Source organism: Holdemania sp. (genome assembly GCF_986127675.1).
On record NZ_CFQZWI010000012.1, the window covers coordinates 1 to 12,315 of the forward strand.

Annotated in this window: 18 protein-coding genes; all 18 read left to right on the forward strand. The window is 40.3% G+C overall.

What is annotated here, in order from left to right:
- The coding region (locus AC5OW4_RS03570; protein WP_493676655.1) for a DNA methyltransferase at positions 1 to 474 on the forward strand (474 nt) is incomplete at its 5' end.
- A 36-nt stretch (positions 475 to 510) separates the two neighbouring features.
- On the forward strand, positions 511 to 966 hold the full coding sequence (locus AC5OW4_RS03575) for a hypothetical protein (protein WP_493676656.1): 456 nt from the start codon (positions 511 to 513) through the stop codon (positions 964 to 966).
- 136 nt (positions 967 to 1,102) lie between these two features.
- Positions 1,103 to 1,687 (forward strand): pentapeptide repeat-containing protein, encoded by a 585-nt coding sequence (locus AC5OW4_RS03580; RefSeq protein WP_493676657.1) that lies wholly within the window; start codon positions 1,103 to 1,105, stop codon positions 1,685 to 1,687.
- Positions 1,684 to 2,043, forward strand: a complete 360-nt coding sequence (locus AC5OW4_RS03585) for a hypothetical protein (protein WP_072682821.1) — start codon at positions 1,684 to 1,686, stop codon at positions 2,041 to 2,043. The genes AC5OW4_RS03580 and AC5OW4_RS03585 overlap by 4 nt, the downstream gene beginning before the upstream one ends.
- Positions 2,040 to 2,207, forward strand: a complete 168-nt coding sequence (locus AC5OW4_RS03590) for a hypothetical protein (protein ID WP_493676658.1) — start codon at positions 2,040 to 2,042, stop codon at positions 2,205 to 2,207. Before AC5OW4_RS03585 ends, AC5OW4_RS03590 begins: the two co-directional genes overlap by 4 nt.
- Before the next feature lie 501 nt (positions 2,208 to 2,708).
- Complete coding sequence (locus AC5OW4_RS03595) at positions 2,709 to 2,906, forward strand: hypothetical protein (RefSeq protein ID WP_493676659.1); 198 nt, start codon at positions 2,709 to 2,711, stop codon at positions 2,904 to 2,906.
- A gap of 472 nt (positions 2,907 to 3,378) precedes the next feature.
- Positions 3,379 to 3,738, forward strand: coding sequence for a hypothetical protein (locus AC5OW4_RS03600; RefSeq protein ID WP_493676660.1), 360 nt, complete (start codon positions 3,379 to 3,381; stop codon positions 3,736 to 3,738).
- A 104-nt stretch (positions 3,739 to 3,842) separates the two neighbouring features.
- Entirely contained in the window at positions 3,843 to 4,202 is a 360-nt protein-coding gene (locus tag AC5OW4_RS03605) for an HNH endonuclease (RefSeq protein ID WP_493676661.1), read from the forward strand.
- A gap of 110 nt (positions 4,203 to 4,312) precedes the next feature.
- On the forward strand, positions 4,313 to 4,666 hold the full coding sequence (locus tag AC5OW4_RS03610; RefSeq protein ID WP_373116535.1) for a P27 family phage terminase small subunit: 354 nt from the start codon (positions 4,313 to 4,315) through the stop codon (positions 4,664 to 4,666).
- Entirely contained in the window at positions 4,656 to 6,389 is a 1,734-nt protein-coding gene (locus AC5OW4_RS03615) for a terminase large subunit (protein ID WP_493676662.1), read from the forward strand. Before AC5OW4_RS03610 ends, AC5OW4_RS03615 begins: the two co-directional genes overlap by 11 nt.
- Before the next feature lie 4 nt (positions 6,390 to 6,393).
- Positions 6,394 to 7,587 carry a phage portal protein gene (locus tag AC5OW4_RS03620; RefSeq protein ID WP_493676663.1) on the forward strand — a complete coding sequence of 398 codons (1,194 nt, stop codon included), beginning with the start codon at positions 6,394 to 6,396 and terminating at the stop codon, positions 7,585 to 7,587.
- A complete protein-coding gene (locus AC5OW4_RS03625) occupies positions 7,588 to 8,166 on the forward strand; it encodes an HK97 family phage prohead protease (protein ID WP_493676664.1) in 579 nt (192 codons plus the stop codon).
- Positions 8,159 to 9,838: a phage major capsid protein gene (locus AC5OW4_RS03630; RefSeq protein WP_493676666.1), complete on the forward strand. Its 1,680-nt coding sequence runs from the start codon at positions 8,159 to 8,161 to the stop codon at positions 9,836 to 9,838. The genes AC5OW4_RS03625 and AC5OW4_RS03630 overlap by 8 nt, the downstream gene beginning before the upstream one ends.
- A gap of 290 nt (positions 9,839 to 10,128) precedes the next feature.
- Complete coding sequence (locus AC5OW4_RS03635; protein ID WP_493676667.1) at positions 10,129 to 10,506, forward strand: hypothetical protein; 378 nt, start codon at positions 10,129 to 10,131, stop codon at positions 10,504 to 10,506.
- The gene (locus AC5OW4_RS03640; RefSeq protein WP_195397589.1) at positions 10,490 to 10,816 is read left to right on the forward strand and encodes a hypothetical protein; all 327 of its coding nucleotides are present in this window, start codon (positions 10,490 to 10,492) and stop codon (positions 10,814 to 10,816) included. Before AC5OW4_RS03635 ends, AC5OW4_RS03640 begins: the two co-directional genes overlap by 17 nt.
- Positions 10,816 to 11,325, forward strand: coding sequence for an HK97-gp10 family putative phage morphogenesis protein (locus AC5OW4_RS03645; RefSeq protein ID WP_493676668.1), 510 nt, complete (start codon positions 10,816 to 10,818; stop codon positions 11,323 to 11,325). The genes AC5OW4_RS03640 and AC5OW4_RS03645 overlap by 1 nt, the downstream gene beginning before the upstream one ends.
- Positions 11,322 to 11,915, forward strand: a complete 594-nt coding sequence (locus AC5OW4_RS03650) for a major tail protein (protein WP_493676669.1) — start codon at positions 11,322 to 11,324, stop codon at positions 11,913 to 11,915. Before AC5OW4_RS03645 ends, AC5OW4_RS03650 begins: the two co-directional genes overlap by 4 nt.
- The gene (locus tag AC5OW4_RS03655; protein WP_493676670.1) at positions 11,916 to 12,278 is read left to right on the forward strand and encodes a hypothetical protein; all 363 of its coding nucleotides are present in this window, start codon (positions 11,916 to 11,918) and stop codon (positions 12,276 to 12,278) included.
- Positions 12,279 to 12,315: the final 37 nt, after the last annotated feature.

Genomic DNA, 12,315 nt, shown 5'->3' on the forward strand with positions numbered 1-12,315 from the left:
ATTCCGGTTTCAAATCTTCAGAAAGCATATCGAAAATATTCGCGCGAATCTGTGTATAGTTATGAAGAACATGTCGAACTGGCAAAAAAACTAGACCAGAACAATAAGCTGCCTGCGACGTTCATGGTTGTCGCGCCTGGAAGCTGGACCGACGAAGTCTGGGACGATATCAACCGGATGCGGACGCTCAACACCGAGCAGAGCCGGCGTAGACTTCAAATGCACGTCTGTCCGCTTCAGTTAGATATCGTTGAGCGGATCATTAACCGATATAGCAATCCAGGAGATCTTGTTCTTGATCCGTTTGCAGGCTTGTTTACGGTCCCGATGAGCGCCATTAAACTTGGTCGAAAAGGATATGGGATTGAATTGAACGAAGATTACTTCCGGGACGGCGTGGGTTATTGCAGAAGAGCTGAGATAAAAAAAGATATTCCATCTTTGTTTGACTTTATTGAAGATGAAAAAAAATAAACGAAAACTGAATAAAAAAAAGAGAGGTGAATATAGATGCCATCATCAGCGTATACGATAAAAAGAGAACAATTTGAAAAGAATATCAAACTTGTTTACGAATATGAAAGAGAAAGGGGAATGAACCATGCGGAGTTTGCTAGGATGTGTGGGATTAACCACAATACCTTCGCGCAAATCGCATCCGGCCGGTTTAACGGAACGATTTTCACATGGCGAAAGATAAAAGCGGCGACAAACTTAAAAATCGAATATGATCAAAAGATATGCGATTGCCTACCGCCAAAATTGAGTAAAAATGAAATATTTTTGACCGATTATGTTATCCCTCACCTTGCAAGATTTGGAAACGTCTACATGAATCCGTTGAGGGTTAAGAAGTTAGGAGGCAATAAGAAGCTCATCAACGCATTAAAGGCGTATGGGTTAAATTGCTGCATTCATTCAGAAAGCGAAGACAACGGATTTGTATTGGAAGTGTTAGACAAATGATCAAATTTAAGAAATCAGAAAAAAGGGAAGAATCAAAAAGCTGGATCGTGAAAATCTCGGATTACGACAGCAAGCCGAAAACTTAAAAAGAAAGGAAGAATCGCGATATAAAAGCGATGCATGGGGGTGAGTAATGATGAATAAAAAAGAACTGAACAGAATATTGGAAAACCATAAAAACTGGCTTTTAGATGAAGAAGGCGGAGAACGCGCTAACCTGAGATACGCTAACCTGAGATACGCTGACCTGAGCAACGCTAACCTGAGATACGCTAACCTGAGATACGCTGACCTGAGCAACGCTGACCTGAGTGGCGCTGACCTGAGCAACGCTGACCTGAGTGGCGCTAACCTGAGATACGCTAACCTGAGTGGATCTAAAGGAATATTAGCTGCGGTTGACTTCATGGAAAGAAACTTTAAAAAAACAAAAGATGGATATATCGCGTATAAAACGTTTGGCGGTGAACGCAAACCGCCGGGAAGTTGGAATATCATTGCCGGATCGGTGATTAATGAGAATGTGAACTTTGATAGATGCAATGCTTGCGGATGTGGAATAAACGTCGCACCGCTGGAATTTGTTAAAAACAACTACAAAGGCGAGATCTGGAAGGTCTTAATTCGCTGGGAATGGCTTTGCGGAGTTTGTGTCCCGTACAACTCGGATGGGAAAATCAGATGTGAACGAGTCGAACTGTTGGAGGTGGTCGAACGATGATTGATGAAAAGAAACTTACAAAAGAAGAATGTTTAAAAGCAACTAAAGAATTAAAAGACAGTTTTCTTTTACATACTCCAAGATATATAAGCTTTCATTCTCCAAGAATTATGAAGCATATATCAAACCTAGAAAAACTAATAAATAAACACTTTGACAATCCTCCGTTGAAATTTAAAGAGCTTGAAGATGGAGAATGGTATTGGTGTGAAGTGTATGGTTGGTGCTTGATGAATTTCTATGAAGATTTAAACGGAAAGATAAATTATGAAGCTATGACTGTAACACATGATAAAATTGATTTATTAGAAGAATTTGAAGAAAACCGTTTTTACAGAAATCAGGTTGAAGAATGAATAAATATCAAGAAGCGTTAAATTTCTTATGCGATCATGCGATGGAGTACATCGAAGATTTTGATTTGGAAGAATATGAATGCGGAGGAAGAGTACACCCGTTTGATGGGGACTTGTATTGTAAGCATTGCGGTCAGGCATTGGATTGGAGCGGCAATCAATGATCCCCGCACTACTCGCCGTCGTGTTTGTGGTGCTCGTGCTGCTGATTGATCGGATGGGAGGTGACAGGTGATGGATGTCACTGAGTTGAAAATGGTAATAAGGGCAGCCATTATAGTGATGGGGATCATTGTATTTTTGATGTGGTCTTGGATTGAATTGGAAGACTGTGATTTAGACAGATTGTCGTTTCAAATTTGGATCGCAATTGTTGTAATTATGACCGCTAGTGCGATCTTATGGGCGTGGTCATGACCGCCTCTGAGCTCCAAGCGGCCATCCTGGCCACGCAAAAACAGATCAGCAACACAACGTCGCCGATGCGCAAAAGAGACCTGCAGCGACATCTGGCACGACTCAGGCGCAAGCTGCGAGCAGCTGAATGCGCAGAAATGAATTGTGGCGGCCGGAAATGGGGATTCTAGCAACATTCTTGAAAAAAAGGTAATCTTACTAAGAGAAAAATAAAAACCGCGTGCGAACGATTCTAAGGAGGTTGACGGATGGCGAGGAAGAGCACAAAAATATATGCCTTGTACGACACCAAGGATAATGATCTATGTGTGTTTATTGGTACGGTTCCGGAGATCGCTGCCTTCTTCGATATGTGGCTTGCTGCGGCGTACCACAGCATCAAACAAGGGCGCAAATTTAAAAAACGGTATCGGTCAGAGTTGATAGAAGTGACTGGGGGGGGATAGCGGTGGACGAGAGGATCAAACGGGCAAAAGATAAGATGCGGATTGCTGAACGAGAAGAACTAAAATGTTCCAGGGGAGTTAGAGAATGAAGAATGTTGAAAAGTACATAAACGAGATTTGTCTTACGATCGCCAACGCGAATGAGTGTTATTTCTCGGGCGATTGTTTGACATGTGAAATAAACGGAATCTGTTGTGATTCTGATAAACTTCTTAAGTTCATGCTTCAGCCGGTTGACGCTACAACGCACAAACAAAATGCGGAAATAAAGTGTGAATTTGAAGCTGAAAAACAGGCCAAAAATTCCGAAAAGTATTCATGAATCAAAAATAGCAAAATAAACCTTAACAAAAGGCAGAAAGGAAGGAAACGTGCTGGAAAGATAATATACTGGTTATCTTTCCAGCAAATAGAAAGGCAAATGAACGGAGAAAGAGAGAAGTTCGAGCAATTTAAAAGAGATTGCAGGTCTTTGAAATACCTGACAAAAGAATTAATTGAAATCAACGAAAAGCTAGAAGATCTTGCTTATAAGATGCAGGGAGTTTCTGGAATAAGCACGTCAGATCTTCGATATGAAAATGCTATATACAAGGACAATCGGTTGGAATTAATGGAAAAAGAAGAAGAGCTTTTAAATTTAAAAAAAGAATATGCTTCAAGAATAAACCGAGTAAACAGAATTCTTTCACAAATTGACCCATCAATGATGATGGTAATCACCGACCTTTATATCAACAAAAAACCCTCTGAAATTGTTGCGGCTCAATATGGCATGACGAAGCCGACAATGTATTCAAGAATGAAAGAAGCTCTGATTGGCTTTATTTAAATTCTTTACTCAGTAAAGCGAATTTGATGATAATATGGTATTGTAGAAATTGAATGAAGCATATCGAAAAATGGATATGCTTTTTATTTTTGAGGTTATAAAAGATGAACTATTTAAGAAAGCAGCACGATCTTTTTTACGATAGAACTTCTTGGAAAAACGTAAGCAGCAAGGCATTGAGAAGGGATGGTTATCAGTGTCAGATCTCAAAGAGATATAAGGCCATGCCCGATCAAGCACAATGCGTTCACCATATCTTTCCGCGCGAATTCTTTCCAGAATATGAATTGTGCTTATGGAATTTAATAAGTTTAAGTCTAACTAACCACGGGAAAATGCACGATAGAAAGACAGGCGGGTTAACCGAAGAAGGAAAGAAACTGATGTATAAAGCAGCAATAAAAAACAAAATCGACTATCAAGCAGCTATTGATAGAATGAATCAAATGATCAAAAGGGAATAGCCCCCCCCTTGGCGCTATGACCCTCCGTGGCAGTTTCTACTGGAAAGGGTTTACTCTTCCCTCTCCGGTCGAATTTTTTGACAATTAAAAAGCAGAAAGGAGACGATAAAGTGAAAAAAGCAGGATATAAAAAGAAGATCATTGCAGCATGTGAGCAAGCTGGGACTTATCGTCCCTTTTTTGATGAGCCGATCAATCAGCTTGCGGAGATCATGGAATTAAGGGAAACAGCGATGAAACAATTTAAAAAATCAGGAAGCAAAAGCGTCATTATGAAATCGACGCCAGCAGGAGCTGTCCCCATTAAGAACCCAGAATTATCACTGATTGACAGCTTAACAAAAACGGCGCTTTCTTATTGGCGCGATCTTGGACTAACGCCATCGGGATTAAAAAAGATTGATGAAAAGTCGATGAAGCAGAAAAAAAAATCAGTTCTTGCGGAGGCGCTAAATGGGTTCTAAATTTAAAGATCAAGTAATCCAATACGCGAAAAATGTCGTCTCAGGAAAAGTGAAAGCGGGTGGAAATGTCAGAGAATGCAAACGCTTTTTGGATGACCTTAACCGAGACGACATTGAGCTGAGGACAAGAGATCCTGATCTTGTGATCATGTTGATTCAAAAGTTAATTGTTCACAAGCAAGGAGAGACGCTGGAAGGCCAGCCGCTTATGAACAAACCTCTAATCCTTCAACCTTTTCAAATGTTCATTGTGTATAACCTTGTCGGCTGGTATTGGAAAGGAAGCAACATCCGCAGGATCAATGAAGCGTTTATTTATATCCCTCGAAAAAATGGAAAAACTCTGTTCGTCGCTGGCTTAGCGTTCGCGCTTGGGATTCTTGAACGAAAATCGGGGGCGCGCATTTACATCTCTGCAGCGGCGTTGAAACAGGCGATGGAAGCATTCGATGATATTCTTTATTCGGTTCGCTATTATGGTATTGATCAGGAGGAAGGAACAGCAATTCATGACAACAACATGGAACATTCAATTGAATTGAATTTCTATGATAACAATGGAAGAACTTCCGGATCGCTTAGGATTGACGCTATGGCAGCAAACCCGGATGCGCAGGATTCGTTTAATTGTAACATTGCGATTTGCGACGAGATTCACGCTTTCAAAAAAGCGGCGCAGTACAACCGTTTCAAAGAAGCAATGAAAGCTTACACAAATAAGCTGATGATCGGCATAACGACAGCGGGAGATAACGTGAATTCGTTTGGTTATCAGCGCCTTCAGTATGCTGAAAAAGTTCTTGACGGCCTTGCGAAAGATGATGCCTTTTTCTGTTTTGTTTCTCATGCTGATGCTGACGATAAAGGGAATGTAGACTTCTTGAATCCAGAACAGCACGAAAAAGCGAATCCTTCTTACGGAGTAACGATTCGCCCGTCCGACATGATGAACGACGCGATGCAAGCTCAGAATGATCCACAACAAAGGAAAGACTATATCAGCCGAAGTCTTAATGTCTACACAAACGCAATGCGGGCGTGGTTTGACATTGAAGAGTTTAGATCTTCTGACAAAAAGTACAATTGGACGATAGAAGAATTAGCGAAACTTCCGATTAAGTGGTACGGCGGCGCAGATTTGTCGCGTCTTTATGATTTAACGGCCGCAGCTTTGTTCGGCCATTATAAAGGTGTGGACATCGTTATAACGCACGCTTTTTTCCCTGTCGTTATGGCTGTGAGAAAAGCGGATGAAGATAACATACCGCTTTTCGGATGGGCTGACGATGGATGGCTGACTATGTGCAACACTCCGACAGTTAATGCTGGAGATGTGGTTGAATGGTTTAAATCGATGCGTCGTCAAGGATTTAGGATTGAGCAGATCGGGCAAGATAGAAAGTTTGCGCGAGAATTTTTTACCTTGATGAAATCAAATGGATTTAATGTTGTCGATCAGCCTCAGTATTCTTATGTAAAATCAGAAGGATTCAGATATATTGAAAAAAGCGCGAAAGATGGGAATTTGTATTACCTTCATTCCGACGCTTATGAATATTGCGTTGCCAACGTTCATGCAATTGAAAAGACGGATGATTTAGTCCACTTTGAAAAAATAGGAAAAACAACGAGAATCGATTTATTTGACGCTTCTGTTTTTGGCTGCGTAAGGTATTTAGATAACTTAGACCGCGCTAAAGCAGCGGCGCAATGGTGGGGGTGAATAAATGTCAAAGAAAAAAAAGAAAAACATTCGGGCTGAACCAAAAAATAAAAGAAATAGCGAAAACGGATTTTATTTGTGCAGCAGCGACGCGTTTGAAACGTTGACTTGTTCAGGATATACAAGCTTGGCGCATAACCCAGAAATCATTTCCGCGGTTGACACGATCGCAAGATTAATCGGATCAATGACCATTCATTTAATGGAAAACAAAGAAAATGGAGATGTCCGCGTAAAAAATGAATTGTCAAGAAAGATTGATATTGATCCGAATAGAAACATGACGCGAATGAACTTTATAGTTTGGATTATACGAACGATGATGATCGAAGGTGATGGAAACGCCGTCGTTTATCCGGAAACGCGGAGAGGAATTCTTAAAAACCTTCAACCAATTCCACCAGCGATGGCAGCATTTATCCCGGATGGTTTGTGGGATTATAAAGTGTCGATTAACGGTGATTTATATGATCCTGATGATATTCTTCACTTTGTTTTGAATCCTGGTTCTTATTATCCGTGGAAGGGCGAAGGGTATCAGATTGCCTTATCTGATGTTGCACAAACATTGAAACAAGGAACTGAAACGCAGAAAGGGTTCATGGAATCAAAATGGAAACCATCTTTAATCGTTAAAGTCGATGCGCTGACCGAAGAATTCGCTGGGAAAGAAGGACGAAGAAAGCTGCTTGATGAATACGTCAACACCGGCCGAGCTGGTGAACCGTGGCTCATTCCGGCTGAACAGTTTTCAATCGAGCAAGTTAAGCCGCTGACCCTTTCCGATTTGGCGCTTTCTGAAATGATTCAGCTTGATAAAAAAACAGTTGCTGGAATTCTTGGAATTCCGGCTTTTGTTTTGGGTGTTGGAGAGTTTAAAAGGGATGAATGGAACAATTTCATTTCATCTCGGATTATGCCTCTTGCAAAAAATATTGAGCAAGAATTAACAAGAAAACTTCTTTTAAATCCGGATTGGTTTTTTAGATTTAATTCAAGAAGTCTTTACAATTACGACATTCGGGACTTAGCAGAAGTTGCCGATTCTCAATACGAAAGAGGAATAATGACCGGAAATGAGGCGCGAGATTGGATTGGAATGTCACCGCGTGAAGGTCTTGATGAGTTACGAATCTTGGAAAATTACATCCCACTAAGCAAAGTGGGGGATCAAAGTAAATTGAACGGGGGTGAATAAATGGAAAAAAGAACATTAACTTTGAAAAATGAAAACTTTAAAACAAGGGAAGAAAATGGAGAAATGAGAATCGAAGGCTACTTTTCAGTTTTTAATTCTCGATATGAATTATGGGATGGAGCCTATGAAGTTGTGCTTCCGGGTGCGTTCGACGGAGAAACGAAAAAAGATGTACGCGCATTGATCAATCATGATAGCACGCTTGTCTTAGGAAGAACAACCGCCGGAACGTTAGAACTGCGGGAAGATGACTATGGTTTGTGGGGTTCTATCTTGATCAATGGAAGCGATCAAGATGCCGTTAACCTTTATGAGCGAGTGAAACGCGGAGATGTTGATCAATGCTCATTTGGATTCGATATTGTTGATGAAGATATCGAATATTCAGATGGGAATCCTACTGTTTGGAAAATTAAAAAAGTTCGACTTTATGAGGTTTCTGTCGTTACCTTTCCGGCGTATGAAGCGACATCTGTGCAAGCACGAAAAAACGAAATTGAAAACATCAAAAAACGTCAGATCGAATCCTGGCGTTTTTCTATGCTCAAAAAGCTGAAAGGAGAAAAAGAAAATGCTTAAAACACTGATGTTAAAACGAAAAATCGACAATTTAAAAAAACAGTTAGAAGAATTGCGAAAAAAAGATACTGAATTTGAAACGAGGGAAGCCGAGCTTGAAACCGCGATTTCAGAAGCGACAACAGACGAAGAAATGACAACAGTCAATGAAGAAGTTGAAGCGTTCGACGAGGAAAAGCAAAAACACGAAACAGAAAAAAACAAGCTTTCAGCAGATATTGAAAGTCTGGAAGCAGAGCTTGATGAAGAAGAAAAGAAAGCACCAACAGAGAGAAAAGAAGAAAAAAAGAAAGAAGAAAGAGGGGGAAATCAAATGAACATCCGAAACACAATTAGAACCGCACAGAAAAACATTCGCGCCATGGATCTCATTCCTCATGAAACTCGAGAAATGTGGATGCAGAGAGACGATGTAAAAAAATTCTTAAACGAAATCCGCGAAGCCGGAAAAAACAAGCGAGATTTGCAAGGCGGGTCGTTAACGATTCCTGTCGTTTTCTTAGATTTAATCGCCGAAAATATGTATCGTTATTCAAAGTTGATCGATCGCGTACGAGTTAGAACGGTTCGCGGCGAAGCTCGTCAGACGATCGCCGGGCTCGTGCCGGAAGCGATCTGGACTGAAATGTGCGCTGCGATTAATGAACTTACATTCTCGTTTGGTCAAATTACATTAGACGGTTACAAGGTTGCTGGGTTCATTCCAGTTTGCAATTCTTTACTGGAAGATTCCGATATTGAATTAGCATCTTACATCGTTGAAATGATTTCTGAATCTATCGGTCTTGCCAAGGATAAGGCAATCTTGTATGGATTAGGTTCAGCTTCTCATATGCCGCTTGGTATCGTAACTCGTTTGGCGCAGACTCAGAAACCAGATGGTTATCCGGCAAGCGCACCGGAATGGACAAATTTAAGTACGTCTAACATTCTGAACATCCCATCTGCTACAACTGGCGCTGCATTCTGGTCAGCGTTAGTCACAGCGACAGCAACTATTACAAATCGATATGCACGAGGAAATAAATTCTGGGCAATGAATTCAAAAACACTGGCTGCATTGCAGTCAAAGGCAATCACGTTTACTGCAACTGGCGCGATTGTCGCGGGTGTTTCTGATACGTTGCCGGTTATTACAGGCGACATCGTCATTCTTGAATTTATGCCGGACTATGATATCGTCGGAGGTTACGGAGACTTGTATCTGTGGGTTCAGCGAGCTGGAATGCAGATTGAATATGATCGGTCTGTTCAGTTTATTCAGGATAACACCGTATTCCGCGGAAAGGAACGTGCGGATGGATCGCCTATTATTCCTCAAGCATTTGTTGCTATCAACATTAATGGAACAACACCGACAACTTCGATTCCGTTTCCAGCAGATACAGCTAACGATGCAGATTTAGATAGCTTGACTGTTGCTGGTCAGACTTTAGCGCCGACATTTGATTCCGATGTTTTAACCTATTCGATGACTGCTTCTGCAGCAACGGCAGCAGTAACGGCTACACCTAAAAACGCAAATGCTTCTGTAGCTCTGGCTTATAATGGAAAGAATGTCAAGAATGGTTCCACCGTAACATTCACTGATGGGTCTCATCCGTTAACCGTAACCGTAAAAAATGGAAATTCAAGCCGTGTTTATACGGTGAATGTTTCTTATAGCGCATGAATCCGGAAGAATTAATTTATACGCTTGTGGTCATGGATATTCCTTTATATAATCCGCCTCCACAAACGGAAGCCTTCATAAAAAATTTGATCTCCGTCGCAAAGACGGAGATCACCCGTGAAGGCATTCAATTAGATTTAAATGATATAGATCATGCTCAAACGGTCGCGATGTATGCTGCTTACTTATATCGGAGAAGATCAGCACCGCAGAATGGAATGCCGAGAATGTTAAGGTGGAGGTTAAACAATCTTTTATTTAGTCAAAAAGCGAAAGCGAGTGAATAAAAAATGGAAACGACTACGCTGGATTCAGGTTTGATTCAGATCTGTAAAATCATTGATAAAACTAAACCAGGTGGAAAGCCTAAAGAAAAATTAGCGCCTTATTTAAAATGCTATTTTGGCGAAAGATCGATAAGCTATTCTCGTCAATATATGGCTGCTGGTGCAAATCAAAAAATCGATTTTGTTGCAAGAATTTTGAATTTAGGAACAAGGCCGAAAATTGGCGATTATGTTATTCTTAGTTTTTATGATGGACAGGAAAATGAAAATGGAGATCAGTTTCGTCTGGATAATGTTCAGCCGCTAACCGATGACGATGGAAATAAAGTGTTTGATTTAACACTGTCAAGATTGGAGAAATTCTATGAAATCCTTGAATGATAAATTAAAAAGTTTTCAATCTTCTATTTCTGAAATTTCAACTTGTTATCACTATTTTAGACCGGTTCATCAAGAGGCGCCGTTTATAGTTTGGGCAGAGAATGGAGAAGGTTCAAGCTTTTATGGAGGAAACCGAAAAGAAGAACAAACGATAGCGGGAATAATCGATCTTTTTACAAAGGAAGAATTTGATCCGCGAATTGATGAAATTCAGGATTTTCTTTTTCATCTTCCATCGTTTGAGCTTGAATCTGTTCAATACGAAGAAGAAACTGAGTTGATCCATTATGAATGGAGCTTCGAGATATAGTGGCAAGATGGATTGTAAACAATGAGGCGATCAATTCTTATTTGTCTATGCTTAAAAAAATGCAGGTAAATTCAGATGAGATCATAAGAAGAGCTATTTATCCGGCTGCCGGAATCATGGCGGATGCGATAAAAAAAGAAGTGGATAATCTTCCGATCGTTTCGCCGAAAGAAATAGGCACTGAAAACAAAAAATTGAAAGGGCTCACTTCTAAACAAAAAGAAGGTCTTCAAGATAGCCTTGGCATTTCGCCGATGAAAGAAAGAGATGGGATTATCTCAGCGAAAATCGGGTTTGACGGCTATAACAGCGTAAAAACAAAAAAATTTCCGAACGGACAGCCAAACGCAATGATCGCAAGGTCGATCAATTCAGGAACATCTTTTCGAGAAAAGACACAGTTTATGGATAAAGCAATCCGTAAAAACAGAAAAAAAGTTGAAAAAGAAATAGAAAAACAACTCGACGAACAAATAAAAAAAATAATGAATAAGGAGGTAAAAAAATGACTGCACAATATGCTGCCGGAAAAGTAACAATCGGATTTTCTAACCCTTACGTAGCAACTTATTCAGCCGAGGGAGGAACGATTAAATTTGGTACGCCTACTGTTCTTGCTCGTGGCGTTTCTGTCCAAATTGAGCCAGAGTCTTCTGATGATAATAATTTCTACGCAGACAATCAGCTTGCCGAAACGGATTCCGGAAGATTCACAGGCGGAACGACCACGTTAACTGTAGATGGCTTATTTATTGCTGCAAAGAAGTTGATTTACGGTCTTCCTGTAGCGGGTGAAGACGGATGGACGGCGTTTGGCGATGAACAGAAGACACCGTATGTAAGCATTGGCTTCATTGTGAAATCAAGATCAAATGGTAATGATATTTATCAGCCGATTATTATCTTAAAAAACAAATTCCAAGAGGCTTCAACCGGCGCAGAGACGCAAGGAGAGGAAATTGACTGGCAAACTCAAGAACTGACTGCTTCAACAATGAGATCTGACAATTCGACCCACGATTGGAAATGGGAAGGAAAAGACTTTGCAAGTGAAGATGAAGCCTTATCGGCGTTAAAAACAAAAATGGGGATAAGCTAAATGAAAATAAAGGGTAAAGAACGCTTATTTGAATTTAATGTTCAAAGTCATGAAGAAGTTTCAAGAATGTGCCGCGATAATGATATAGCTAATCTTAGTGAAATCATGGGCGGAACATTAGCCAATGCGGACACGATTATAAATATCGCGATCGCTTTGAATAAAGGATATGAAGATCATCGTGCCTACGAGAATCCGTCTTATCATGCCGAATATTTGGAAAAAGAAGACTTTCGATTTCTGAATATGGCGGAGATGAAATTGCTTGAATCCGAAGTTTTGAAAGCAATGACAATTGGAAATAAAACAGAGATTGAAACAGAAGAGCCAAAAAAAAAGGAAGAAAAAACAGAAGACCGATAAAATTAACAAAAAGATGGATTCTTTTTTATGGTTATAG

Coding starts and splice junctions, on each gene's coding strand:
- AC5OW4_RS03650 (WP_493676669.1), top strand. CDS start 11,322: ATGACTGCACAATATGCTGCCGGAAAAGTAACAATCGGATTTTCTAAC.
- AC5OW4_RS03615 (WP_493676662.1), top strand. CDS start 4,656: ATGGGTTCTAAATTTAAAGATCAAGTAATCCAATACGCGAAAAATGTC.
- AC5OW4_RS03640 (WP_195397589.1), top strand. CDS start 10,490: ATGAAATCCTTGAATGATAAATTAAAAAGTTTTCAATCTTCTATTTCT.
- AC5OW4_RS03595 (WP_493676659.1), top strand. CDS start 2,709: ATGGCGAGGAAGAGCACAAAAATATATGCCTTGTACGACACCAAGGAT.
- AC5OW4_RS03605 (WP_493676661.1), top strand. CDS start 3,843: ATGAACTATTTAAGAAAGCAGCACGATCTTTTTTACGATAGAACTTCT.
- AC5OW4_RS03585 (WP_072682821.1), top strand. CDS start 1,684: ATGATTGATGAAAAGAAACTTACAAAAGAAGAATGTTTAAAAGCAACT.
- AC5OW4_RS03590 (WP_493676658.1), top strand. CDS start 2,040: ATGAATAAATATCAAGAAGCGTTAAATTTCTTATGCGATCATGCGATG.
- AC5OW4_RS03635 (WP_493676667.1), top strand. CDS start 10,129: ATGGAAACGACTACGCTGGATTCAGGTTTGATTCAGATCTGTAAAATC.
- AC5OW4_RS03620 (WP_493676663.1), top strand. CDS start 6,394: ATGTCAAAGAAAAAAAAGAAAAACATTCGGGCTGAACCAAAAAATAAA.
- AC5OW4_RS03580 (WP_493676657.1), top strand. CDS start 1,103: ATGAATAAAAAAGAACTGAACAGAATATTGGAAAACCATAAAAACTGG.
- AC5OW4_RS03625 (WP_493676664.1), top strand. CDS start 7,588: ATGGAAAAAAGAACATTAACTTTGAAAAATGAAAACTTTAAAACAAGG.
- AC5OW4_RS03655 (WP_493676670.1), top strand. CDS start 11,916: ATGAAAATAAAGGGTAAAGAACGCTTATTTGAATTTAATGTTCAAAGT.
- AC5OW4_RS03575 (WP_493676656.1), top strand. CDS start 511: ATGCCATCATCAGCGTATACGATAAAAAGAGAACAATTTGAAAAGAAT.
- AC5OW4_RS03630 (WP_493676666.1), top strand. CDS start 8,159: ATGCTTAAAACACTGATGTTAAAACGAAAAATCGACAATTTAAAAAAA.